This window comes from Thiocapsa bogorovii (assembly GCF_021228795.1).
Lineage (GTDB): Bacteria > Pseudomonadota > Gammaproteobacteria > Chromatiales > Chromatiaceae > Thiocapsa > Thiocapsa bogorovii.
Genome location: NZ_CP089309.1, coordinates 4,927,031 through 4,950,354, shown reverse-complemented (window position 1 = coordinate 4,950,354; position 23,324 = coordinate 4,927,031). Strand labels below are relative to the sequence as shown.

The window sequence follows — 23,324 nt, the reverse complement described above, 5'->3', positions numbered from 1 at the left end:
GAAATGCCCTATGACGAGGCCGAGACCCGCTTCTACCTGATCGACCCCAAGCTGCACGCCAAGGGCTACGACGACTGCCGTCGGTTCAGCATCCATTACGTCTTCGCCACCAACGGACACCGCTATGGCGAATTCGACCGGATCAGCGGCCTGACGACCGGCCCGCACGACTTCGATCTCTTCCCCACCCACGCCGAGCTGGTGGAGCGCTATGCCCGCGACACCGGCATCGATCTGACCGAGCCTGCCGCAAATCTCCTCTTCACGTCCGACAGCCCGGCCTACGCCGAGAACCCCCGTTACTATCAGAGCGCCGCCATCCGCGCCGTCATCGCCAAGATCCTGCACTGCGAGCGCGATGGCCTCCCCGCACGCGCCCTGTTGGTGCTGGACACAGGCTCCGTTATCTCGACTCGGCCATCCTCTTCTATCAAATGGTCGGCCGCGGCACCCGCATCCACGAGGACACCGCCAAATACAAGTTCTGGCTCTATGACTGCACCGGCGTGACCAGCCTCTTCGGCACCGATTTCATCACTGCCGATCCGACACGACGCTCCAAGGGCACCGGCAACGGCGACGGGGAAGGCAATGGCGGCAAGAACGACCCCGCGCTCGTGGTCGAGATGGCGCTCGGCGAGCAGGAGGCCAAGCGTCTGCACATCGCCGACGAAGGGCGCCTGGTCCCGATCCTGCGAAACGGCCGCCGAACCCTCATCACGCTGGACGAATACCGCGCCGAGCTCGCCGAGCGTCTGCGCCGCGAGACGGGTGACCTGGACGGATTCCGCTCGATCTGGATCGAGCAACGCGACCGTGCCGGTCTGATCCAGCACCTGCGCGACGGCCAGGCCGATCCCGACCGCCTGCGCGAGCTGGAGCAATGCCACGATCTGGACCTCTTCGATCTGCTGGCCCCTCACGGCTTCGCCGCCTCGCCCCTGAAGCGACGCGAGCGCGCCGACGGCTATCTGATCGAATCCGCACCCTGGCTGGACAGCCTGGATCCGGACGCAGCCCAAGTCCTGCGAGGGTTCGGACAGCAGTTCGCCATCGGCGGCACCGAGGCGTTGGAGAGCCCCAGCCTTTGGGATGTGCCCGAGATCCAGCGTGCCGGCGGGTTTTACGTCCTGAGCCGGATCGACCGACCGCCGGCGGAGGTGATGCGCGAGGCGAAGGGGAGGTTGTTTTCGGTATGAGTTGCTTACTACCTGCCAGCGATCCGGGTTTTGCCCCTGTCACAGTGCCCACGAATCAGCATCTGAGATCATTGGCGACCGGAGCCACCCACAAGACCATCTACATGCCGACCCTGGAGCAGTGCCGGATCTGCGCGCCGCCGCGTCCGGAGCAGGAACGGATCATTCGCCGGCTCCGGGACCAGCTCGCCGCAGCAGAGTCCGCCCGCCTGGCCTCAGAGGCCCAGCTCAAGGAGATCCAGCGCCTGCCCGAGCGCATCCTCGCGACGGCTTTCGGGGAAGGCGAGCGAGCGGCTTGATTCCAGGATTCAGGTCGAGCGCGTCGCACGCGTACGCAGGTCTCGACACCCCAGCTATGTTTCCTCTGCGATTGACGGTCGATGCCGAGATTGTGAGAGAAAATGTCTCCGCAACAACCCTGAACATGCTGCGAGAGTTAGCCGACCATGGCGAAATTAACTGAAGCCGAAATGCTGGCGCGGGATGCCGAGCGCGATCTGGACGCCGAGCTGATCGAAGCTGCAAGTCAGCTCCGAGACGGCGAGGTCGGACGTGTGTCGCTGGTGCTTGACGATGGCCGGGTCATCGACTCGCCGGTCACCAAGGCGCGGCTCGGCACGAAATTGTCTCAAGCCAAGTTCGCCACGCTGCTCGGCGTCTCGAAACGAACCTTGCAGGACTGGGAACAAGGACGTCGTCAGCCGAGCGGAGCTGCGAAGACGCTTCTACGGGTCGCCGAACGGCATCCCGAGGTGCTCAGAGAGCTCGCAAACGGTTAACACGCGGGTTCGTTCGCCGACGTCGACATCAGCTCACCGAAACCCACCTCAAGTCGATTAAAGGCCCTTCCGTTTGCCCGCTCGCGACGCTTGATATACCATCGCTCGCGTGTATATCCATGCAAGGTCTCGACGTCCATGCAAATCTCCAAATGGGGCAACAGTCTCGCCGTGCGTCTGCCCGCGGCGGTGATCGAGGCGCTGGCGCTCAAGGAGGGCGACGACATCGAGATCGTCGTCGCCGACGAGCGCCGTTTCGAGGTCCGACGCAAGCCGACCCGAACCGAGCTGATCGAGCGCTTGCGGGCCTATCGCGGGCGACTCCCGGCGGACTTTCGCTTCGATCGGCTGGAGAGCCACGAGGACCGCGGGTGACGACGGAGACCGACTTTTTCGACACCAATGTCGTTCTCTATCTGCTGAGCGAGGACGAGATCAAGGCGAACCGGGCCGAAGCCCTCCTCGCGGCCGGTGGGACGATCAGCGTGCAGGTGTTGAATGAATTCGTCAGCGTCGCCCGACGCAAGCTCGGATGCGATTGGGCGGAGGTTCGGGACATCCTCGAAACCATCCGCGCCCTGTGCCCGGTGCAGCCTTTGACGATCGAGGTCCATGATCTGGGTCTGCGGCTTGCCGAGCGCTACGGTCTCGCGATCTACGATGCCATGATTGCCGCCAGCGCCCTCGATTGCGGCTGCACGACCCTCTGGTCGGAGGATTTCCAGGACGGCCAGATCCTCGACGGGCGGCTGCGCGTCCGCAACCCTTTCGTCACCAGCCCAGGTCGTGCCTAAGCCGTGTCTCGCGCAACTCAGCCCACCCCGGTTCGAAAGAAGACGGCTCCTCGATCCATTCAATCCTTGGGCTCGCTGTCCGCCTTCGTCAAAGGCGTTTGCGATGTCATGCGGCGCTCCAATTGTGCGAGCGCGTTGCAGTACGTCCCGGAGCTGACCTGGATCCTCTTTCTGCGCATCCTCGACGCGCAGGAGGAGCTTGAGCGGATGGCTGCCGAGATCCAGGGCCGGGATTTCACCCCGGCCTTGGATCTCGCCGTATCGTTGGCAGGATTGGGCGGCGCCCTACTCGGACGCGCCGGATCATCCGCTCACCTCGGACGGGCGTCCGCAGGGTTGGAAACGTAGGGAGCTTTTCGCGCTCGGAGACGGACGGCTGCTCAACTTCATCAACAAGTCCCTGCTCCCCCACCTGCACCGACTCGATCTCAGTTTGGACGGCACCCCGAACCCGTACGCAAGCCGGAAGCAGCGGATCCTGGGTCGCATCATGACCGCGGTCGAGCGCGTGCGAGTGGACTCCGAGACCAACCTCGCCGATATCCTCAACCGGATGCATCGTCTGAGCATCGGGCATATCGACGACACCCACTTCTTCACGCTCTCGGAGGTCTACGAGGATCTGCTGCTGAAGATGGGCGAGAAGAACTCGGACGGCTGTTTCTCCAGCAGATCATGACCGACCTGGCGGAGGATGGCCGCTGCGGAATCGTGCTCGACGAGGGATTGCTGTTTCGGACCAACGAGCGCGCCTTCGTAGAAACCAAGCGCCGGCTTCTGGACGAGTGCGATCTCTGGTGTGTCTTGAGTCTGCCCGGCGGGGTCTTCTCGACCGCAGGCGCGGGCGTCAAGACGAATCTGCTGTTCTTCACCAAGGGCCGACCGACCGAACGCATCTGGTATTACGATCTGTCCGGGGTGAAGGTCGGCAAGAAGCAACCGATGACGCTGGCCCATTTCGGGTTCGACAAGACCGGCGCAGTGCTCGAGGACGACCAGCTCCCCGACACTTTGCTCCGGCTTCTGGCGGAAGGCGTGGCAGGCTCGACCGAGGATCGCGAGACGATCGACACGACGCCGATGCCGGCAGCCGACGCGGCGCAGAGCCGGCCCTTTCCCACCTTTGCACGGCTGCTCGCCTCACACGGAACGGCGGACGGCGAGAGCCCCTTGTCCTGGACGCTGGACATCGCGGCCCGACGGGAGAAGGCGCGGGAGGAGATGGCGCCTCACCTCAAGGAGGCCGCACGTCAGAAAGCGCTCGCAATCACCGTTCGGAGCGAGCTCACCGTGCTGCGGCGAGCCAAGGCGCCAAAAGAAACGATCGAGCCAATCCTGAGCCGACTCTCGGCGGCCGAGCGCGCCGCGCGCGAGGCCCAAGCCAAGGCGGATGCGATCGACGCGGCCGTCTTCGATCTCAAGGCCGTCAACCCGCGCGCACGATCGGATCGCGACAATCGCACCCCGGAGGAGGTCTTGAGGGCGATCGCGGTTCATCAGCGCACCATCGACCTTGCTTTGAAGCGCCTGGGCCGTCTGCTCGAAGCCGACAGGTTGCAAGGGGATCCCGAAACCGAGGCGCGATCACTCGCAACGGGACTTCACTCACAACCCGAACAGTTCGAGCGACTCCCACAGGACTGAAAGGACATCCGGAATGCCATTGAACGAGGCAATTCAGGGGTATGCGCTGATCGTCGCGATGGTGCTGCTACCGATGGTTATCGTCGTTCTGATCTTGACCGCCTGGAAGCGGCTCGTGCGCGACCGGAACCGGCGTTCGCCCCTGACCTCGGAGCTCCTCAGAACAGCTCCTTGAGCCCATCATCGCGGGTGGGGGCCGCGTCCTGCACGATATCCAGGCCCCTGGGTTCAACATCGACCACGTGGTCGTCGCCCCCGGCGGCGTTTTTGCCGTCGAGACCAAGCACCGACTCAAGCCCACGCGAGGAAAGCCGGGTGAACAGGCCCGAGTGACCTTCGACGGAACAGCGCTCGCTTTACCCGGTTGGACGGACATGAAGACAGCCGAGCAGGCACGCGCCCAAGGACGGTGGCTGTCCGAACGACTGACCACATCCGCCGGACTCCCTGTCTCTGCGCGGCCGGTGATTTGCGTTTGGCTTTGGAGACGTCCTCGATCTCGGTGAGATACAGTTTAAAATTTGATATTTTTTAATATCTTAAACCGCGCCGACTCCAACGGTCGTCAAGTCGGCCGGGGCCGATCCCATCCGAACACACATCGCATACCACGCTGGGCGCGGTTTAGGACGATGATTCACGGCTCTCGATCTCCATCGTGCATGTAAAGACGTTGGGATAGTGGAAGTCCGGACTTCTTCCGAGAAGCGCCGCGCGGCATTTCATGGCAAAAGGCTGACCGGCGGGCGCAGATGATCCGCGCCGCACCGGGTTGGTCCTTGCGGCCGGGAGTGTGCCACGGACAGCAGCATTCGCAGACGTTGAGCGAGACCTGGGGGGTAGATTCGCAGGCCAACGCCCGCATTGGTCGAATGGTCGCAGCCCCACTCGGTTGCATGCACCAACGGGAGAACGCCTCGATGAGCTGCCGGAGATCGACCATCCTCCTCGCCGGGCTGTGCCTGCTCGCGGTCCTATCCGCGCAGGCCGAGTCCGGACTGTCTGCCGATGATCTCTACACCGTCCACGCACCGAGCCGCGACGGAATCGGCAAGACCTATTTCGGGCGCGAGATCTCACAGGTCATGGGTCACCAGGGCGCCGCCTGGCTGGAACGTAGGACCCGTGTCGTCGAGGAGACGCCCGACCGAGTGGTCGAAGGCATGGGGCTCGCACCCGATGCGCAGGTCGCCGACATCGGCGCCGGCACCGGTTACTTCACCTTCCGCATCGCCGAGGCCGTCCCGACCGGTCGCGTCTACGCGGTCGATGTGCAATCGGAGATGCTGGAGGTTCTGCACAAGCGCATCGAGCGACGCGCGATCGCTAACGCAACGCCGGTCCTCGGCGCGGAGGATGATCCCAACTTGCCCTCGGATAGCCTCGATGCCGTGTTGCTCGTCGATGCCTACCACGAGTTCGCCTATCCCTTCGAGATGATGCAGGGCATCCGCCGCGCTTTGCGGCCGGGCGGCCGGGTCTTTCTGATCGAGTACCGCGGCGAGGACCCGAGGATCCCCATCAAGCCGCTGCACAAGATGACCCAAGCGCAGGCGATCACCGAGCTCGAAGCCGTCGGGCTGCGCTGGGTCGAGACCCTCGACATCCTACCGACACAGCATTTCATGGTGTTCGAGGAACCCGTAGAGGGCTGACCCCGAGCACCGCGTCGACCGCATCATCGACCCCCCCGCTGGCGTCGCCTTGCGCATCCTGATCGACACGCATGACATGAATCCATCGTAGCGACGGCGCACTGCCGCCAGATCGCTCAGCGGGAGGTTCGGCATCATCCGGCCACCTCGGGGCGGGGGTTGGGTACGTCATCACAAACTCGTGAGCAACGCCACGATGCGATGCGACGGCCGAGCTGGGTTGCCCTCATTCAGCTCATGTCGCAAATCAGCGCCGCGCGGAAGCTATCCGGTGGCGCCGACGCATTGCCGAGCGCAGCCACGTTGAAAGGTCCGCCCAGGGTACTCGAAAGCCGAGCAGGACCCCGAGGATCACCGCGTAGATTCCAGGCTCCAAGAGATCCGCCTTCACCAGCCAGAGATAATGCAGCACGCCGAGCACGCCGATGGCGTAGACAGCCCGATGCAGCGTCTTCCAGCGCCGCCCGAGACGCCGGATCCAGCCCTGCGTGGAGGTGATGGCCAAGGGCACCATCAAGAGGAAGGCCGCGAAGCCGACCGTGATGTAGGGCCGTTTCAGCACATCCTCGGCGATGGCCCCCAAGTCGAAGAACCGATCCAGCCAAAGATAGGTCGTGAAGTGCAAGACCGCATAAAAGAAGGCGAACAGGCCAAGCATGCGTCGATACCGCACAAGCCACGCTTGCCCGGTCAGGCGTCGTAAGGGGGTGACTGCGAGGGTCACCAGGAGAAGCCGCAAGGTCCAATCACCCGTGAAATGCGTGATCGCCTCGACCGGATTGGGCCCGAGCGCACCGCTCGCTCCCCTCGAGATCAAGATACCGAGCGGCACCAGGCAGAGCATGAAGACCAACGGCTTGCCGTAGCCCACAAGCCTCTCTCGTCGGATCATATCGAAAGCCTCGTCACCGACCCCTTGTATCCAATCGCTCGCGCAGACAAGGAGGGCAACTCGAAAAACCTGTCATCAATAGAATCGCTTCAGGTCCATCCCTGCATACAGCCCGGCCACCTGATCGCCATAGCCGTTGAAGGGCAGGGTCTCACGCTTCTTCGCCAGCCAGCCGTCGCCGATCATGCGATGGGTTTTCTGGCTCCAGCGCGGATGGTCGACGGCCGGATTGACGTTGGCGTAGAACCCGTATTCGTTCGCCTGCATGCGGTTCCAGGTTGCCGGCGGCTCCTTCTCGGTGAAGCTGATCCGCACGATCGACTTGATGCTCTTGAAGCCGTACTTCCAGGGGACGACCAGACGCAAGGGCGCGCCGTTCTGGTTGGGCAGCAGCTCGCCGTAGAGACCCGTGGAGAGGATCGTCAGCGGGTGCATCGCCTCGTCCATCCGCAACCCCTCTCGATAGGGCCAGTCGAGCACCCGACGCCTTTGTCCCGGCATCTGCTCCGGATCATAAAGCGTCTCGAACGCCACATACTTCGCCTTGGAGGTCGGCTCGAAGCGCTTGAGCAAATCGCCGAGCGGGAACCCGACCCAGGGCACCACCATGGCCCACGCCTCGACACAACGCAGCCGATAGATCCGCTCCTCCTGCGTGAAGGACGCGAGGATATCCTCGACCCCGATCTCGCCGGGTGCACTGCATTCGCCGTCGACGGTCACCGTCCATGGGCGCGGCTTCAGAAACTTGGCGTTGGCTTTCGGATCGCCCTTGTCCGTCCCGAGCTCGTAGAAATTGTTGTAGCTGGTGATATCTTCGAGACTGGTCGGCGGCTCGTCCGTGCTGAAGGGACTCGGCTGCATATTCGGGATCGCATCCCCCGCGAGCACCCGAGTCGGCGCGGTGCCGGCCAGCCCAAGGGCCGCGAGACTGATCCCGGATGCAGAGGCCTTCAGAAATTCTCGTCTGCGCTGCCACACCTGCTGCGGCGTGATCTCGGAGGGTAGAATATCGGCGGGTTTCTTGATCAGCATGACGTCTCCGTTGTTGGGGGATGCGCCCTTGCCCTTCGGCGGGGGATCGCAGATCAAAGAGACCCGGCACCATGCCGGATCCTTTCATGCCGATTAGATGGGGACGGAACCGAACGGTTCGCGAGGTCAAAAGGAGGTTAGGTCGATGGATACCGCAGAGGTCTCGGATCTGATCAGCGTGGTCATACCGACCTTCAATCGAGCCGAGCGCGTCTGTTCGGACATTTCGAGCCTGACGGCTCAGACCTAGGCGCATCTCGAGATCATCGTCGTGGACGATGGCTCGACCGAAGATACGCGCGCGCGCGTGGAGGCCCTCGCCGATCCGCGGGCGCGCTATCTCCGTCGAGAGGTCAATCGCGGGGTGTCGAGCAGCCGCAACGAAGGCGTTCAAGCCAGCCGCGGCGTCTTCGTCGCCTTTCTCGATTCGGATGACCGTTGGGAGCCGACGAAGGTCGAGCTTCAGGTCTCCCTCATCAAGCACTATCCGGCCCCGATCAAGTCGTCTGCTACCCCCAGGTCAACGCATGCGACGAGCGGATCACGTCCATCTCCCCGCGGCGACGTCGGGCGCCGGACGAGAGCTTGGGCGAATACCTCTTGAGCTGGGACGGGGCGATCTGTCCCTCGACTCTGATGCTCTCTCGCCGGCTCGCGCTTCGCGTACCCTTCAATCCCGGCTACCGCACGATGGAAGACTGGGATCTCTTCCTGCGACTGGACAGCTTGGGTGTCGACTGGTGCTATATCGATCGCCCCCTCACGCTCTATGATTGGAGCCGCAACCGCCCTCGTCTCTCAGGCAGCGCAACCCCTAGCGAGCACCTCGCGTGGCTCGAGGATCATCGCAACCTACTGACCGACCAGGCCATCCGGCGCTTTACGATGGGTCCACTGATGCGATCGATTACGCAGACCGGTCAAAACCGCTGGTATGGCCTAAAGACCCTGGGCAGCGCACTGAAGGACGGGGCCATTTCCCGCCAAGAAGCCTCTCACCAGCTCGTGCGGATCCCTTTTCTCAAGTCTTTGGGGCGTCTGAGACGCTGATTCCCGACACCGGCACCCACAGCCGAGACACAGAACCTGCGGGCTTTGAGCTCCGTCCAGCCTGTCCAAGGAGTTGCCGGCGCGACGTCCACGTTACTCAATCAGCGGCCCGTGAACCAGGCCGCTCGGGAGAACAACGCGATGATAAGGCGGATCCATCGATTTCTGTCACGCCCCCGATTCCGCAAGCTGCGGAGGCGGCTTTGGAGAATCGGCCTATCGGCGCTCCCTGGTCCGCTGATCTTTGAGCTCTGGCATCGACACACGCGCAGGCATCGCAGAATCGACCTGAAGACGGCAGCGGACCTGCAAATGATCGACATGTCGGGGATGCGCCTGGCGGTCTATTGGTCAGATGTACCAGGGGTGGGAACCGGACCATCTGCGTCCCTCTACGTCCTGGAAGAGGAGATCCTGCGATTGGATTGCTTCGGGGGACAAGACGGGCATCTGCATGTCAACCCGGAGCAATACGATCTTTACACGCGTTTCAGCGGCCATACCCCGCGCATCTATTTCCCGCCGGGAAGCCGACAGGAGCACGTCGAGCGAGCCGCCTTCGAGCTGCGGCGCAATGCCGTCGCAGCGGCTCGGATGAGCCCGATCGAGCGGATTCGAGCCTGCCCGCTCGCCGAAGAAGACCTGGCGTCGGCCGCCGAGTCGATGCGGCGAATCATGAGCCGGATGTTGACGGAGCACCTGCCGGAAGCGGGCCAGGCGATTGCGCGCGATGGTCGCAACCATGCAACCGCGAACATATCTTGCACGCTGCAGAACTCTCCCTAGGTCCGGCCGAGACGCGAAGCCCGAGGATAAGGTCAAGGAACCTTAAGATGGTTGGGTTTCCCCCGTCGGCTCAGCCTATGCGGGGCCTTCGTTCTCAATACCGAGCGGGGGTGGGTCGGACTTGAGTCCGGCACGGGGCAAGCGATGCGCGGCGGCGGCAACCACCGCGGTGCTCGGCACGAGGCCCGCCGGGTAAGGCACCGCACAGGGCGGTGCGTTCTCCACACCGCCGACCACCTGCGCACTCAGACCGGCGGCGTAGCGGGTCTCCCCGACGGTGCCGCTGCCGGCCTCGATGACCAGATAGCCAATCAGCTCGTCGGCTCGGGTCTTCTCATAGTCCTCCCCGACATGCTTGCCGATGACCAATTGCGTGCCCCTCGGCACCTGCTTGAAGTTGCCTCAGCGTGCCCAGAACACCAACCAACGCGGGTCGTTCTCACTCATCACCTGACCGAGCACGACCCGACTGGCGTAGCTCTGGGCATAGGTGCGCGCATTCCCCGCGGGCCAACGCCCGCTGGCATTGGTCTGGTTGGAGGTCGCACGCACCGCTTCCATCTTGATGCCGTCGTCGGCCAGCGTATAGACCCCCGCTTCGGCGACAGCGTAGTGCACGCTGTAGGTTGCACCGAACGGCTCCTCGACGGGATTCTGCACCCGCACCGCGAACCGATCGCCGCCGGCATTGCGCACCCGCGCGACTACCGGCATGGTCGGCAGATCCGGCATTATGTAGCAAGCGCACATGAATATCGCATCAACAACTTACGGCGCAGGCTCGTAACTTCTCGAAAAGGAGTGTCAAGAATACCAGTAAGCTACGAGAATTAACTGTACTTAAAGACGAGCTTACACCCTTGCGCGCCTCATCTGTCGAGCATGGCTGACCCGAATCCACTGCGGGTGCTTGGTGAAGCGTAGCGTACGCCGCTGGTCGAGGTGTTGCTGGGGCGGATCGAGCAGCTGCTTGAAGAACAGCACCGGCACGCCGAGCTCATCCAGCAGTTGCGCGACGAGATCGCGGTGCTAAAGGGCGAGAAGGCTAGACCGAAGTTCAAGCCGAGTGGGATGGAGCAGGAGACCGAATCCGAGACCTCCGACGGTGACGCCGGGGCCGGTGACGGAACGGGCGGGCCACCCAAGCGACCGGGATCGGCGAAGCGGCGCAAAACCGCACAGCTCACCATCCACGAAACCGTCGGGGTCTCCCCCGGCGTGGCGCTGCCGGCGGGATCGCGCTTCAAGGGCTACCGCGGCGACGGCGCCGGATAGTTCGTGATCCTGCTGCATGCCCTATGCTGGGTGCACGCCGAACGGCTGGTGCATCAGCTCATCCCCCTCAATGACCACAAGCTCGCCGACCAGGCGCGGGGGCGCGGCGAGATCCGGGATCTCTATGCCGATCTCAAAGCCTATCGCCGCAACCCCGATCCGGCCCTGCGGCCCATCCTGGAGGAGCGCTTCGATGCGATCTTCAACCAGCGTACCTCCTACACCACCCTCGACGGCACCCTCAAGCGCCTGCATACCCACAAGAGCGAGCTGCTGCGCGTGCTGGGACGCCCCGATCTGGTCCTGCACACCAGCGGCAGCGAAGGGGACATCCGCGGCTACGTGAAATGCCGAAAAATCAGCGGCGGCACCCGCAGCGATCTCGGCAAAGACTGGCGCGACGGCTTCGCCAGCTTGAAGAAGACCTGCCGCTAGCTGGGTCTCTCGTTTTAGGACTATCTCGGCCACCGCATCAATCAGCTCGTGACGGTTCCGCTGTTACCCGACCTGATCCGCGAGCGTGCGCTGGCCGCTTCGGCGACGCGTTGAGTTTTTGAGAAGTTACGGTTGCGTCCCTTAACAATTTGTTGATTATGATTTTTTTTACGGGGTCGGTGTTTTCCAGCGCCTCAAGGCTGAAACGTACGCTCTCAGTAAAGTTGACGCTAATATGTGGATACTCCGATTCGCCCGAAATCCGACAAACGGTCGGAACCGCCCGCGGGTGCGACCCCGGATGGAGGAGTGCGCAGCCCGGTCATCCCGACCAGATCGAATCCTCGCGAGACGCTCGACGCGCCCACCAAGACGCCAGCGCCGCGCTCGAGAGGTTGTGCCAGATCGAGAAGACAGCGCCGGGCAAGGCCGCCGCCGGGCCGAAGAACTTGACCGCAAGGGCGACGGCGAGTCCCGAGTTCTGCATCCCGACCTCGATCGCCAGGGTACGCGCGGTGGTCTCGTCGCGACCGAGCAGGCGTGCCGACCAATAGCCGGCGGCGAGTCCGATCCCGTTGTGCAGGAAGACCGCGATCATCACGGCAAGGCCGACCTGCGCGAGATTGCCTGCGTTGAGTGCGACGATGATGGCGATGATCAGAACGATGGCGGCGACCGAGATGAGCGGGAAGACCACCTTCACCCGTTCGATCCGGGGACCGAGCAAGCGGTTGACGAGAAGCCCCAAGGCCACGGGTGCCAGGACGACCTGAGCGATTGAAATCAGCATCTCCAGGGCGGGAACCGGCACGCGCTCGCCGAGATAGAGCCAGGTCAAAGCCGGCATCAGCAGTACCGCGGCGAGCGTCGAGGAAGTCGTGAGGGTGATGGAGAGTGCGACATCGCCCTTCGCCAGGTAGCAGACGACGTTCGAGGCCGTCCCGCCCGGAGCCGTCCCGACGAGGATCAGGCCCGCGCGCAGCTCTGGCGGGAGTCCCATCGCCAGGCCGATCGACCAGGCCGCAAGCGGCATGACGCCGAACTGGAGCGCCATCCCGAGCGCGACGAGACCGGGGCGGCGCAGGACGGCCGCGAACTGACCCGGCGTCAGTGTGACACCCATCCCGAACATCACCAACCCGAGCAAGGGAAGGATCGCCGGCTTGAAACCGACGAGCAGTTGCGGGAAGAGATAGGCGAAGAGCGCGCCCAAGAGGGCCCAGAAAGGGAACCACGTCGCAATGCGCTTCACCATTAAAACGCGTCCGGAGTGATTTGGATGGTGGTCGGATTGCATCTGCCTTGATCGTATCCACCAACGTCGGATCTGACGCGGTTTAAGATGATATGTTTTTTAACATCTTAAACCGCGCCGACTCCAGCGGTCGTGAAGTCTGCCGGGGTCGATCCCATCCAAAACATCACATGCCGCACTGGGTGCGGTTTAACCCGCCGCCGCCAGTGCCTGCTCCAGATCGGCGATGATGTCGTCGATATGCTCGATGCCGATCGAAAGGCGGATCAGGTCCTCGGAGACCCCGGCGCGGGCCAGTTCCTCGGGGGACAACTGGCGGTGCGTGGTAGTCGCCGGATGGCAGGCCAGCGTCTTGGCATCGCCGATGTTGACCAGACGCACGGTCAGCTTGAGCGCATCGATGAAGCGCGCACCGGCCTCGCGCCCGCCCTTGATGCCGAAGGAGAGAATGGAGCTGGCCTTGGCGCCGTCCATGTACTTCTGCACGAGCGGATAATCCGGGCTGTCCGGGAGGCCGGCATAGCGGACCCATTCCACTTGCGGTTTCGCCTTGAGATACTCCGCCACGGCCAGCGCGTTCTCGCAGTGCCGATCCATGCGCACATGCAGCGTCTCGATCCCTTGCAGAATCAGAAAGCTGTTAAAGGGCGAGATGGCGGCGCCCATGTTGCGCAAAGGCACCACGCGGGCGCGTGCGATGTAGGCCGCCGCGCCGAGCGCCTCGGTGTAGACCACGCCGTGATAGGACACATCTGGCTCGTTGAGCATCGGGAAGCGGCTCGCGTGCTCGGCCCAGGGGAACTTGCCCGAGTCCACCAGGACGCCGCCGATCGTGGTCCCGTGTCCGCCCATATACTTCGTCGCGGCGTGGACAACGATGTCGCAGCCGTGCTCGAAAGGGCGGCAGAGATAGGGCGTGGGCACCGTGTTGTCGACGATGACGGGCACACCATGGGCATGCGCCATGTCCGAGATCGCTTGCAGATCCGCGACGTTGCCGGCCGGATTGCCGATGGATTCGCAGAAGACCGCCTTGGTCTTGTCGTCGATCAGAGCAGCCATGCCGTCGATGTCGTTCGGCGCGGCGAAACGGGCCTGAATCCCGAGCCGCGGCAGGGTGTGGGCGAAGAGGTTATAGCTCCCGCCGTAGAGGGTCGAGACCGCGACGATGTTGTCCCCGGCTTGGGCGATGGTGAAGATGGCGTCGGTGACGGCGGCCATGCCCGAGGCGAGCGCCAAGGCCCCGACCCCGCCTTCCATCGCGGCGACGCGCTGCTCGAGCACGTCGCTGGTGGGATTCATGATACGGGTGTAGATGTTGCCGGCGACCTTCAGGTCGAAGAGATCGGCTCCGTGTTGAGTATCGTCGAAGGCGTAGCTGGTGGTCTGATAGATTGGAGTGGCGACCGCTTTGGTGGTCGGGTCGGGCGTAAATCCGGCGTGTATCGCAAGTGTTTCGATCTTCATGGTGGCTCCTGGCGGTGGTGTCGTTGCGCTGGCTGCCCTGGTTAGAGAGCGCCGCCTTCTGAGGGCAAAAGGTGAATTCCGGATCCGAACATCGCGGGCGGGCCGTCTGACGAAGCGTTGTCGGTGCCGTCGCGGTCCCTTACCGGATCGGAACATCGGGAAGGTCCCCGATGGTATCCATCAAGTCCGAAGCTGTCGATCGATGCAGACCCGGAAAGGTCGTCCCTCGATTCCGTGGCTTCTGTTAAATTTACAGTGTCGGCTGCGGCGATTCGGTCAAGCAGAACACAACAACGGCGGAGGATGGACGAGATGATCGAGATCAAGCATCGCGAAACTGAACAGGTCCTTGGACGGATCGACGCGGACACCCTCGCGGGAGCGGACCTGCGTGACATGCACTTGAACGGCGCGGATCTGCGCGGCGCCGACCTCTCCGGCGCCAACCTGGAGTCGAGCGATCTGGTCGGCGCCATGTTAAGCGGCGCACGGCTGGTCGATGCCATTCTGGTCGCGACCGATCTCACCGAAGCCGATCTCAGCGCGGCCGACCTCACGCAGGCCCATTTGGGCGCGGAACGTCCTTCGCGTGCGGCGACCCTGAACGGCGCGAACCTCTCGAAGGCCAACCTCAAGCGCGCCGATCTGCGTCATGCCGACGTCAGACGCGCCGACCTGCGAGGCGCCAACCTGGCCCATGCGGACATGCGAGATACCGACTTTCAGGGCAGCGATCTGTGCCACGTGGTCGCTCCCAAGGCGCTCTTTATCCGCGCCAATCTGCGCGAGGCCAATCTCTGCGGTGCGGACCTGCGCGACTGTCACCTCAACGACGCGAATCTTGCGGGCGCCAGCATGCACGAGGCCGACCTGACCAGCGCCCTGCCCGGCGGGTTCACGGTCATCAACCTGGCCAACTTCGAGGGTGCCGATCTGCGAGGATCCAAGCTGCGCAGCGTGTCGGCTCAAGAGACCAATTTCCGCAACGCCAACCTCACCGACGTCGACCTGACCAACGCGGTGCTGGGGGGTGCAATCCTGCGCCGCGCCGACGTCACCAACGCCGATTTCTCGGGTGTCGAGCTGGCGAGCGTCACGATGGAGTTCGCCAATTTTTCCAAGGCACGCAACGCCGTCTATCCATCCTATAAGAAGAATCTAAGGTAAGTATTTATAAAATAGGGAAGTCGCGAGGAACGGATTGCTATCCTCGGCGCCGGGATCTCCGGTCTAAGTCTGGGTTGGCTGTTCTCGCGGATAGGCAAACGCGTGACGCTGCTCGAGTCCACCGATCGAATCGGGGGACTGGCGCGTATCTTTTCGCCTCGCGGCACTATTCCTTTCGCCCGACTCGACGTGAGGCGGGCTCGTTGAGCGAGGGCGCGGATACCGCTGAGCGGGGCGTCCGACAGGCGGTAACCTGTCGGAAATCGCCTATCGACGAATCGGGCAGCGTGCTGTGGGCGGCTGTTCCGCCGATGCCGTCCCGCGTTCGGACGCGGCGTCCTCCGGTTCCGGCGGGAGACGGATCAACTGCACGGATGCAACCCCGAGCGCCGATTTCAATGCCTCCAGCTGCGCCGCGAGCCCTGCGTCGGGGTCCGCGGGCAAGGTCCAACGCCGGCGGTCTCGGATGAGGATACGGTCGGATCCGCAATCGTCCTTCATCGTGAACACATCCCAATCCCGCGGATGGATCAAGCCGTTGAACCAACCTGTTCCGTACGGGACCTCGACGGGCACGCCGTCCTGCTCGGTCAGGGAGGCGCGGAATGCGATCCCCTTGGCATGGGCCGCACTATAGAGTGGATAGAACACCTGCCCCTCGATGTAGACAGCTTGCTGCCCCGAATCGCACGCGAACGCAGCCGCGATCTCGGGATGCATTCTCCCCGTGTGTGCCTCGCCGACCGGGTCGGTCGCGTTGGCACGGAAGAGTCCGAGCAAGGCGAACCCGACAACCGCGAGGCTGAACACCTGCTGCAGGCGCCGGGAGTGCAGGCGCGACCAGACGAGATCGAGCGCCAGGACGACGATCACCAGATAGAGCGGCAACAGCATGGCTTGATGCCGCATCAGTCCACCGAACGGATAGGCACCGACGACCCCCGCCGCAAAGACCAAGAGGGTCGCAATCACGGCCGTCAGCACCATCAGGGCCCGCGCGCCCTGTCGCCGCCATAGGGCGGCAACCAGCACGACGGCAGCAGCCGTCCAGAACAGCGCCACGGCCAGTGTCTGCCCCAGGTCCGTCGACGAAAACTGCGGGGTCAACCAGCCGGCGTTGCCCACCAGACCGCACCAGGCGAACCGGAGGATTGAATCGCCTTCGCACAGCATGAAGGAGTTTAGATGCGAGGGAGCCACAACCCCGCGACCGCGTCCGTAACCGAGCGCAAACCAAAGCAGCACCGCGAGGGCGCCGATCACCAGGACAGCAAAGGCGGTCCAATCCAAAAAACGCCAAGTCCGCACCCATACGAGTGGCCGCACGAATCGGCGGCCGGCCCGAACCGCCCACACCAGGGCCAGGGCCAAGATCAATCCGAGGATCACGAAGAGTGCCGAGTAGATGAGGGCGAAGGCGATGCTCAGACCCAACGCGGCAATCAGCGGCTGCGGCTGGGGCGCGGCCTCGGGAGCGGGTGCGCCCGACCCGCTTCGCGGGACGAGCGTCGTCGCCGCGAGCAGTCCGACAACCAAGAACAGCAGCCCGAAGCTGTAGGAGCGCACCGAGACCGCAAGCTCGAGGAAAGCGAAGCTCGTCACCAGCAACACGACCCCGAGCAACGCCATTTCCCGGACGACACGCAGACGCCGCAGCAGCAAATACCAGAGCGGAACGGTCAGGACTGCGGCCAAGACGGACGGCAGGCGAAACCAGAAGGGATCCGAGCCAAACCGGGCCATCGGCATGAGCAGGAGATGATGCAGGGGCGGATGGCCGTCGACCAGGCCCTCCTCCAGCGCCTTGGTCCAAGGCGAGACAGTGCTCAGATAGAGGTGCCGAGCCTCGTCGTAGCCCCAGCGCGGATCAAGCGCGAAGAGCAGCCCGATCCCGAGTGTCGCGAGGGTCAGCAGGACGAGCGTGATGATGGACTCGTGCTTGGGGATCGCATCCCGGGTGCTTGTCGCGCGCGGAAGGTTGGAGGTGGACATGGATCTCTCGGCCTCGCAGGAATCAACCACCCGTGCGCCGGCATCGTCTGGTGATCGTTTAAGAATCCGCTGCCTGAACCCTCAACGGCGACGAAGTGCATCATCCGCGCGGGTGCAAGGGCACCCCGCGGGCAATGCGGATCGCCGAGAAGGCGGCTCAACCGAGCGAGCGATAGTAATCCATCAAGATCTGCGCGACCTCGGGTCGCGAGAACTCGGGCGGCGGTGCGATCCCGTTGCCGAGCATCTCGCGGACCTTGGTGCCGGAGAGCAGGACGAAGTCGTCCTTACTGTGATCCGGGGCCTCGGACATCATTACAACTCGGTTGAGCTTTTTCGAGTAAGCGGTATGGTCTGCCTTGAAGATTTCGATCTGCAGGGCGTCTGCCGGAACCTCTTCGTCGAAGATCGTCTGGGCATCGAAGGCGCCGTAATAATCGCCGACGCCGGCATGATCGCGGCCGATGATGAAGTGAGTCGCGCCCATGTTCTGCCTGAAATAGGCATGCAGCACCGCCTCGCGCGGTCCGGCGTAGAGCATATCGAAGCCGTAGCCCGTCACCATGGCGCTGTTGGGTGGGAAATAGAGCTCGACCATCTTGCGGATCGCCGCATCGCGCACCGGGGCGGGGATATCGCCGGGCTTGAGCTTGCCGAGCAGCATGTGGATCACCAGGCCGTCGCAGTCGAGCCGTTTCATGGCCATGTGACACAGCTCCTCGTGGGCGAGGTGCATGGGGTTGCGGGTCTGGAAGGCGACGACGCGTTTCCAACCGCGCTCGGCGATCTCGTTGCGGATCTCCACCGCGGTGCGGAAGGTGTCGGGGAAATCGTCTTGGAAATAGGAGAAATGCAGGACCTGGATGGAACCCGAGACCGCGAACCGCCCCTGACTGTTGAAGGTCTGGACGCCCGGGTGCTCCGGGTCCGACGTCCGGTAGACCTTCTCGGTCATGAGCGCCATCTGCGCGTCGCTCACCTGTTCGATCGCCTCGACATCCATCACGGCGAGCACCGGATTGCCCTCGACGTTGGGATCGCGCAATGCGATCCGCTTGGCCCCGGCGATCCCGTTGGCGCTCTCCAGCAAGCAGAGGATCGGGACCGGGAAGAAGAGCCCGTCGGTGGTCCGCATCCCCTCCGCCACGGCGATGGCGTCCGCCACGTTCATGAAACCGGGCAGCGGAGTGAAGTAGCCGCCACCCAACATCACGGCATTGGCGGCCGCCTGCGAGCTGATGATGACCGAGGGCAACGTCTCCGCCTCGCGCATCAAGGCATGGTGGGAATCCGGATCGTAGACGAACAAGGGCTTCAAAGTTTCGGAACCGACAGGGTTGATCATCTTCTTCTGCCTCTCGTAGTGGGGTCCATCGTGCCTGTCGATGCTCGACCGAGGAGGACGATGAAACGGCTGAGGGAACTGTATTCTTATCGGGCGTGTCGTCGGGGTTCGTGGGCACGGGCGGATCGTCCCGCACCGGACGTTACCGAGGTCCCGACGGGCGGCCGTGGCGCGGCAACCCGGATCAGCTCACGGGTCCTGCCGGAGCCGACCGACACCGGTCCAGACGCCCATCCCGAAAACCATACCACGGACCTTGAAACCCTTTGCCCAGAGGATCTTTATGCAATGAACAAATTCACTTGGCATAAGGGCACTCGCAATCCAGCGCTGGGTGGCGCCGAGTGCGCTAGACTTGCGCCCCGACCCGGCGGGCCCATCTTTCGCCACGAACCGCCGATCGGATCCCGGAAAACAGACACTGCGAAGGACACCCCGACCATGCCCTACTTCGTCTACAAGATCTCACCGCCACTGCAACTGGAATACGTCGACACGATCGAACGCTATCAAGACGCCCGCGCGCTGGTGCGTCGCCGCCGCGAAGAGGAAGGCACGGGGAGCGATACCCAGTACCGTCTCGTCTTCGCGCGGCAGCAAGCCGAGGCGGAGAAGCTACTCTCGACCCCGCGCGACAATCGCGTCATCGGAGAGGACTAAGCCGGAGCGCCGAACGCCATCTCGAGCAAGCGATCCGACAACCTCGCCCGTCCGTCAGCGCACCGACATCACCACGCCGGTGCCGACGTCCTTTTCGGCCCAGAGAAACTGACGGACCTTACGCACGTAAGCCTGTGTCTCAGCATAGGGAGGGATCTTGCGCCCGTGCTTGATCACGGCCCCCTCGCCCGCGTTGTAGCCGGCGAGCGCGAGCTCGAGATCCCAGTCGAACATATCCATCAAATCGCGCAGATAGGCCGTCCCGCCGCGGATGTTCTCGACCGGATTGAAGCTGTCGGTCACGCCGTAGCGCGCCGCGGTCCCAGGCATCAACTGCATCAACCCTTGGGCACCGGCACGCGACACGGCCGAGGGATTGTAGGCCGACTCGGCCCGCACGACGGCATGGATCAGCGCGGGCGATAGACCGTAGCGGCGGGCATTCGCGGCGATCAGGGTCTCGTACGTTGCGCGGCGCGTCGCAAGCGATCCGGTGATCGGCGCAGCCTTCTTCAACGGCGTCTTGCGTTGATCCAGGCCGGCCGACTTCGCCTTATTCTCGCGAACCAATTTCTTGGATGCGCGTTGCCACTCAAGCCGATATTGACTGCCCTTCATCGGGGCGTCGGTGAAATACACCTTTCCCGCGCCGTCGACATACTTGTATACATCGGCCTGAGCTGCACTCGCCGCGCAGCAGGCCAGAACGACCGCAAAGGTCACTGAGTGTCCTTGCATCTTCCCCCCCCCAGAGTAGCCGAACCCGACAGCACGACCGCTAGGCTGTCTGCGGCGAACCGAACTCGCTCCTCTTGAAAGCCCCACCGATCCGATCGAATCGCCGCCACCGGGACATCGCGGCCCCACGGGCGCAACCCCCGGCTGTCGAGGCCAAGGTCTCGACCCGCTCATCACGCCCCGGCACGCCCGCGTGGACCTGCTGCATCCTAGTGCAGAATGGCCGTGCACGTCAGCCCCATCCGGCTCCACGGCGGAGGAACCCGACAGCGAGTCGCAATACGGCGGTTCCCGAAATCGGACTTCACAGCATGAGCATAGACCAATTGAAGGCCAATGCACATGAGCCGGGAGGTCGATGGACCGAGGCAAAAACACGGATCGAAAAGACCGCGAATCCGTTCAAAAGACGCCTTTCATGCTGAATCAGGTAATCTGTTAACTCATAAAAAAATAAATCTCATTGACAAACTCTTATCATTCTTATCTTTTGCAAGACATTAAGAGATGCTCCGAGTCGATCGGATGGAAAATTTCGATTGCTTTTCTGTGATCGTTTCCTATACTCTCGCCTTGCCTACAGGCTAGAAACGTCCAATGTACCGGGGGGAACATGAATCGACGTTATTTTCTAGGCGCTGCCTTGTCTGCCGTCGCCGCACCTGCCTTCGCGAAGAAACAGACCGAACGACCACGCGTTCTTGCGTTCCACCATCTGCATACGGAAGAGCGCATTGCAGTCACCTACCGCGTCGGGGATCACTACCAGCGCAGCGCGCTTCAAGAGGTCAATCACTTCTTCCGTGATTTCCGTACCGGCGATCAAGTCGCAATCGATCCTCAACTGCTCGACCTCCTCTACGATGTCAAGATCCACCTCGGCGATGTCGATGCCCGCTTCGACGTCCTCAGCGGATACCGCTCGCCGCGCACGAATAAGATGCTCCGGGAGACCTCCGGCGGCGTCGCAAAAAACAGCCTGCACCTGACCGGTCAGGCCATTGATGTTCGCTTCCCCGACCTTCCGACCCGCTACATCCGAGACGCGGCGATCGCTCTCGGGCGTGGCGGCGTCGGCTATTACCGTCGTTCCGACTTTGTCCACCTCGACACAGGGTCCGTCCGGCGCTGGGGCGCCTGACCGCGACCGATCCTTGCGCTGACAGCGAGCGGCAAATCGCCGCTCGCGATCAGCGCGACGTTGGACCCGCCGAACCCGACCACCGCAGGTTTTGCCCGGGATGCGCATCGGCACTGGATGCGGAATCAGCCGAGCACACGAAATCCCGACGTCAGCCCGGGAACATCGACCTCGGTGACCGTGAGGCGCACTCGATCGTTCAGAGCCGGCATGTCGCGCGTGCGCACTCGCGCCTCGAGCGCCAACTCCGGGATCAGCAACGTCGTGCGTCGCTCGTCGAGATCGACGACAACGCCGTCGCCTCGCCACTCCTGGTTCTCGCGCAGGAAGACGTGTTTCCAGTGCTGATTGGAAAGCCGTTCGCCGCGTCGAACGGACGCTGCAGCAAGCTCGGCCTGCGCCACCCGTGCGATGACCTCCTCTTCCGACAGGCCGCCCACGCCGGTCAGCTCGGCGCGGATCTGCTGGTGTACCAAAAGGTCCGAGTAACGGCGTAGCGGACTCGTCGCCCGGGTATAGATCGGGAGACCCAGCCCGGCATGCAGATCCGGGGTAGACGTTAGCCGAGTCGGCTTGAAGCGACGGCGCAGCGCGTACATGGACGCGAGATCGGTGGCGACATCCAGTCCTTCCGGTAGCGCCTGACTCGCATAGGGAATCGGAATCCCGCGCTCCAGACAAAACCGCCCGGCGGCCACGCCGGCCATCAGCATGGCATCCGTCACCATGGCACGGCTGCCGAGCCGCGGGAGCTGACGGATCCGCACCTGTCCATCTTCGACCCGGATGCTCACCTCGGGCAGATCCAGCCCGGTGGCACCGTCGGCATAACGGCGGGCGCGAAAAGGTTCGATCAATGCCCGCATTGCCGCAAAGGGGCTTTCATCGAGGCGCTCTTCGACCCAGTCGTAGCTCAAACGCTCGACGCGCACCCAGGTGCGATGCACCTGGATGTCCAGGATTTCGCCGTGCGCGTCGCACAGCATGCCGAAGGAGAGCGCCGGGGAGATCGGCTGCAGCCCGAGCCCGAGCTGATCCGTGACCTTCGCCGGCAGCATGTTGACCACGCCCTCGGGAAGATACAGGTTCGCTCCACGCGCCCTCGCCTCGCGCTCGATCTCGGATTCGGCATCGATCAACGCAGCGACGTCCGCCACATGGACCCAGAGTCGATCGCCGTCCACGCTGATAGCGTCGTCCGGATCCTGATTGCCTTCATCGTCGATGGCGTAGGCCGCAAGGTGCGTCAGGTCGAGCCGATCCTCTTCGATCAGCGACGGAACAGGCAGGTCGGGATCTCGGGTCGCGACTGCGCAGCGTGCCGGATACGGATTGTGATTGGTGGACCAGTAGCCGACCTGTACCAGGGCCCGATGGGCATTCTCGGGGGTTTGCTGATGACCCAGCGCGGCGAGGATACGACTGTGCTCGGATTGCCCGTGGGCCAGCCGCTCGATCTCGCCGAGTCGGTCCCGATCCTCGGGAGCCGGCGCAGCGGCGGCCATGCGCTCGAGAAATGCCTGCCAATCGCGCTCCTCCGCAGCCTTCGCCTCGCGCTCCGCACGATCCCGCTCGACGGCCTCGCGGGGCCGCGCTTGGATCTGCTCGGGGGTACCGCTGAAGGTCAGGCCCTCGGAGACCAGCTGCCAGGCCGCCCAAGCCGTCGCCGGCGTGAAGGCATCGAACGCCAGCTCGGCAAGATCCTTGAGGTTGGTCTCGGACCCCTCGAGCAACTCCCAGGCCGCGTGCAGCTCACCCTCTTGCGGCGCGAGATCGGCCAGGCGATGCAGTGGACCCGGGTGCAGAAGCGCGACATCCTTCGGTCGAACGCGTTTGTGCCCGCCGTCGAGCTCGATCTCGATCTTCTCCCCCACGCTGACGACGCGTGCGGGGCGAACCTTGTAAAGCACCAGGCTATTGACCGGCGGACTGCATTGATATGTCGACAAGCTGCTGTGATCTCCCGTGCATCCATTTCATTCGGCCTTGCGCGGTCGATCCCTGTCGAGCGCGGT

The 23,324-nt window shown here is 63.4% G+C and carries 32 protein-coding genes; 22 read left to right on the top strand and 10 right to left on the bottom strand.

Going from position 1 to position 23,324, the window contains the following annotated elements:
• The first annotated feature begins 3 nt into the window (after positions 1–3).
• The 12 genes from LT988_RS22060 to LT988_RS22010 all read left to right on the top strand — a co-directional run bounded on the left by LT988_RS22060 (position 4) and on the right by LT988_RS22010 (position 6,071).
• A complete protein-coding gene (locus tag LT988_RS22060) occupies positions 4–510 on the top strand; it encodes a hypothetical protein (protein ID WP_232407654.1) in 507 nt (168 codons plus the stop codon).
• Positions 435–1,199, top strand: a complete 765-nt coding sequence (locus LT988_RS22055; protein ID WP_232407652.1) for a type I restriction-modification enzyme R subunit C-terminal domain-containing protein — start codon at positions 435–437, stop codon at positions 1,197–1,199. The genes LT988_RS22060 and LT988_RS22055 overlap by 76 nt, the downstream gene beginning before the upstream one ends.
• Complete coding sequence (locus LT988_RS22050) at positions 1,196–1,498, top strand: restriction endonuclease subunit S domain-containing protein (RefSeq protein WP_232407651.1); 303 nt, start codon at positions 1,196–1,198, stop codon at positions 1,496–1,498. The genes LT988_RS22055 and LT988_RS22050 overlap by 4 nt, the downstream gene beginning before the upstream one ends.
• Positions 1,499–1,645: 147 nt before the next feature.
• A complete protein-coding gene (locus LT988_RS22045) occupies positions 1,646–1,978 on the top strand; it encodes a helix-turn-helix domain-containing protein (protein ID WP_232407649.1) in 333 nt (110 codons plus the stop codon).
• 138 nt (positions 1,979–2,116) lie between these two features.
• Positions 2,117–2,353: an AbrB/MazE/SpoVT family DNA-binding domain-containing protein gene (locus tag LT988_RS22040; protein ID WP_232407647.1), complete on the top strand. Its 237-nt coding sequence runs from the start codon at positions 2,117–2,119 to the stop codon at positions 2,351–2,353.
• Positions 2,350–2,772, top strand: coding sequence for a PIN domain-containing protein (locus LT988_RS22035; RefSeq protein ID WP_232407645.1), 423 nt, complete (start codon positions 2,350–2,352; stop codon positions 2,770–2,772). Before LT988_RS22040 ends, LT988_RS22035 begins: the two co-directional genes overlap by 4 nt.
• Positions 2,773–2,838: 66 nt before the next feature.
• The gene (locus LT988_RS22030) at positions 2,839–3,120 is read left to right on the top strand and encodes a type I restriction-modification system subunit M N-terminal domain-containing protein (protein WP_232407644.1); all 282 of its coding nucleotides are present in this window, start codon (positions 2,839–2,841) and stop codon (positions 3,118–3,120) included.
• A gap of 142 nt (positions 3,121–3,262) precedes the next feature.
• Entirely contained in the window at positions 3,263–3,451 is a 189-nt protein-coding gene (locus LT988_RS22025) for a hypothetical protein (protein WP_232407643.1), read from the top strand.
• Positions 3,448–4,416, top strand: a complete 969-nt coding sequence (locus LT988_RS22020) for an N-6 DNA methylase (protein WP_232407642.1) — start codon at positions 3,448–3,450, stop codon at positions 4,414–4,416. Before LT988_RS22025 ends, LT988_RS22020 begins: the two co-directional genes overlap by 4 nt.
• 13 nt (positions 4,417–4,429) lie before the next feature.
• Positions 4,430–4,591: a hypothetical protein gene (locus LT988_RS22015; RefSeq protein ID WP_232407640.1), complete on the top strand. Its 162-nt coding sequence runs from the start codon at positions 4,430–4,432 to the stop codon at positions 4,589–4,591.
• A gap of 4 nt (positions 4,592–4,595) precedes the next feature.
• Positions 4,596–4,922: a nuclease-related domain-containing protein gene (locus LT988_RS25655; protein WP_408648087.1), complete on the top strand. Its 327-nt coding sequence runs from the start codon at positions 4,596–4,598 to the stop codon at positions 4,920–4,922.
• 414 nt (positions 4,923–5,336) lie between these two features.
• On the top strand, positions 5,337–6,071 hold the full coding sequence (locus tag LT988_RS22010; protein ID WP_232407638.1) for a class I SAM-dependent methyltransferase: 735 nt from the start codon (positions 5,337–5,339) through the stop codon (positions 6,069–6,071).
• A gap of 247 nt (positions 6,072–6,318) precedes the next feature.
• Here the strand turns inward: LT988_RS22010 and LT988_RS22005 are convergent, their stop codons facing one another.
• Together LT988_RS22005 and msrP are read right to left on the bottom strand one after the other, a co-directional pair.
• Positions 6,319–6,963: a protein-methionine-sulfoxide reductase heme-binding subunit MsrQ gene (locus LT988_RS22005; RefSeq protein ID WP_232407637.1), complete on the bottom strand. Its 645-nt coding sequence runs from the start codon at positions 6,961–6,963 to the stop codon at positions 6,319–6,321.
• 75 nt (positions 6,964–7,038) lie between these two features.
• Positions 7,039–7,998, bottom strand: a complete 960-nt coding sequence (gene msrP / locus LT988_RS22000; protein WP_232407635.1) for a protein-methionine-sulfoxide reductase catalytic subunit MsrP — start codon at positions 7,996–7,998, stop codon at positions 7,039–7,041.
• 145 nt (positions 7,999–8,143) lie between these two features.
• Between msrP and LT988_RS21995 the strand changes: the two genes are divergently transcribed.
• The 4 genes from LT988_RS21995 to LT988_RS21985 all read left to right on the top strand — a co-directional run bounded on the left by LT988_RS21995 (position 8,144) and on the right by LT988_RS21985 (position 9,834).
• Entirely contained in the window at positions 8,144–8,248 is a 105-nt protein-coding gene (locus tag LT988_RS21995) for a glycosyltransferase (protein ID WP_232407633.1), read from the top strand.
• Positions 8,249–8,260: 12 nt separating this feature from the next.
• Complete coding sequence (locus tag LT988_RS25650; protein ID WP_408648086.1) at positions 8,261–8,602, top strand: glycosyltransferase family 2 protein; 342 nt, start codon at positions 8,261–8,263, stop codon at positions 8,600–8,602.
• A complete protein-coding gene (locus LT988_RS21990) occupies positions 8,584–9,048 on the top strand; it encodes a glycosyltransferase family protein (RefSeq protein WP_232407631.1) in 465 nt (154 codons plus the stop codon). The genes LT988_RS25650 and LT988_RS21990 overlap by 19 nt, the downstream gene beginning before the upstream one ends.
• Before the next feature lie 312 nt (positions 9,049–9,360).
• Complete coding sequence (locus LT988_RS21985; RefSeq protein ID WP_232407630.1) at positions 9,361–9,834, top strand: hypothetical protein; 474 nt, start codon at positions 9,361–9,363, stop codon at positions 9,832–9,834.
• A 75-nt stretch (positions 9,835–9,909) separates the two neighbouring features.
• On the opposite strand, the gene LT988_RS21980 is transcribed toward LT988_RS21985, so the two are convergent.
• Positions 9,910–10,221 (bottom strand): hypothetical protein, encoded by a 312-nt coding sequence (locus LT988_RS21980; RefSeq protein WP_232407628.1) that lies wholly within the window; start codon positions 10,219–10,221, stop codon positions 9,910–9,912.
• 15 nt (positions 10,222–10,236) lie between these two features.
• A complete protein-coding gene (locus LT988_RS21975) occupies positions 10,237–10,548 on the bottom strand; it encodes a hypothetical protein (protein ID WP_232407627.1) in 312 nt (103 codons plus the stop codon).
• 231 nt (positions 10,549–10,779) lie between these two features.
• Here LT988_RS21975 and LT988_RS21970 point away from each other — a divergent pair, with 231 nt between their 5' ends.
• Complete coding sequence (locus LT988_RS21970) at positions 10,780–11,109, top strand: hypothetical protein (RefSeq protein ID WP_232407625.1); 330 nt, start codon at positions 10,780–10,782, stop codon at positions 11,107–11,109.
• 3 nt (positions 11,110–11,112) lie between these two features.
• On the top strand, positions 11,113–11,544 hold the full coding sequence (locus LT988_RS21965) for an IS66 family transposase (protein ID WP_232407623.1): 432 nt from the start codon (positions 11,113–11,115) through the stop codon (positions 11,542–11,544).
• 322 nt (positions 11,545–11,866) lie between these two features.
• On the opposite strand, the gene LT988_RS21960 is transcribed toward LT988_RS21965, so the two are convergent.
• Both LT988_RS21960 and LT988_RS21955 read right to left on the bottom strand, forming a co-directional pair.
• Positions 11,867–12,799, bottom strand: a complete 933-nt coding sequence (locus LT988_RS21960) for a bile acid:sodium symporter family protein (protein ID WP_232407621.1) — start codon at positions 12,797–12,799, stop codon at positions 11,867–11,869.
• Between the two features lie 189 nt (positions 12,800–12,988).
• A complete protein-coding gene (locus LT988_RS21955; protein ID WP_232407619.1) occupies positions 12,989–14,266 on the bottom strand; it encodes a bifunctional O-acetylhomoserine aminocarboxypropyltransferase/cysteine synthase in 1,278 nt (425 codons plus the stop codon).
• Between the two features lie 312 nt (positions 14,267–14,578).
• Between LT988_RS21955 and LT988_RS21950 the strand changes: the two genes are divergently transcribed.
• The gene (locus LT988_RS21950; RefSeq protein ID WP_232407618.1) at positions 14,579–15,433 is read left to right on the top strand and encodes a pentapeptide repeat-containing protein; all 855 of its coding nucleotides are present in this window, start codon (positions 14,579–14,581) and stop codon (positions 15,431–15,433) included.
• 33 nt (positions 15,434–15,466) lie between these two features.
• On the top strand, positions 15,467–15,640 hold the full coding sequence (locus tag LT988_RS25645) for an NAD(P)-binding protein (protein WP_408648085.1): 174 nt from the start codon (positions 15,467–15,469) through the stop codon (positions 15,638–15,640).
• Between the two features lie 60 nt (positions 15,641–15,700).
• On the opposite strand, the gene LT988_RS21945 is transcribed toward LT988_RS25645, so the two are convergent.
• Both LT988_RS21945 and sat read right to left on the bottom strand, forming a co-directional pair.
• On the bottom strand, positions 15,701–17,425 hold the full coding sequence (locus LT988_RS21945) for a hypothetical protein (RefSeq protein ID WP_232407616.1): 1,725 nt from the start codon (positions 17,423–17,425) through the stop codon (positions 15,701–15,703).
• Between the two features lie 157 nt (positions 17,426–17,582).
• On the bottom strand, positions 17,583–18,770 hold the full coding sequence (gene sat, locus LT988_RS21940) for a sulfate adenylyltransferase (protein ID WP_232407615.1): 1,188 nt from the start codon (positions 18,768–18,770) through the stop codon (positions 17,583–17,585).
• 441 nt (positions 18,771–19,211) lie between these two features.
• Here sat and LT988_RS21935 point away from each other — a divergent pair, with 441 nt between their 5' ends.
• A complete protein-coding gene (locus LT988_RS21935) occupies positions 19,212–19,430 on the top strand; it encodes a hypothetical protein (RefSeq protein WP_232407613.1) in 219 nt (72 codons plus the stop codon).
• Between the two features lie 54 nt (positions 19,431–19,484).
• Here LT988_RS21935 and LT988_RS21930 read toward each other — a convergent pair whose 3' ends face one another.
• A complete protein-coding gene (locus tag LT988_RS21930; RefSeq protein WP_232407611.1) occupies positions 19,485–20,168 on the bottom strand; it encodes a lytic transglycosylase domain-containing protein in 684 nt (227 codons plus the stop codon).
• A 613-nt stretch (positions 20,169–20,781) separates the two neighbouring features.
• Here LT988_RS21930 and LT988_RS21925 point away from each other — a divergent pair.
• Complete coding sequence (locus tag LT988_RS21925) at positions 20,782–21,309, top strand: YcbK family protein (protein ID WP_232407609.1); 528 nt, start codon at positions 20,782–20,784, stop codon at positions 21,307–21,309.
• Positions 21,310–21,434: 125 nt separating this feature from the next.
• Here LT988_RS21925 and LT988_RS21920 read toward each other — a convergent pair whose 3' ends face one another.
• Positions 21,435–23,258, bottom strand: a complete 1,824-nt coding sequence (locus LT988_RS21920; RefSeq protein WP_232407608.1) for an RNB domain-containing ribonuclease — start codon at positions 23,256–23,258, stop codon at positions 21,435–21,437.
• Between the last annotated feature and the right edge of the window lie 66 nt (positions 23,259–23,324).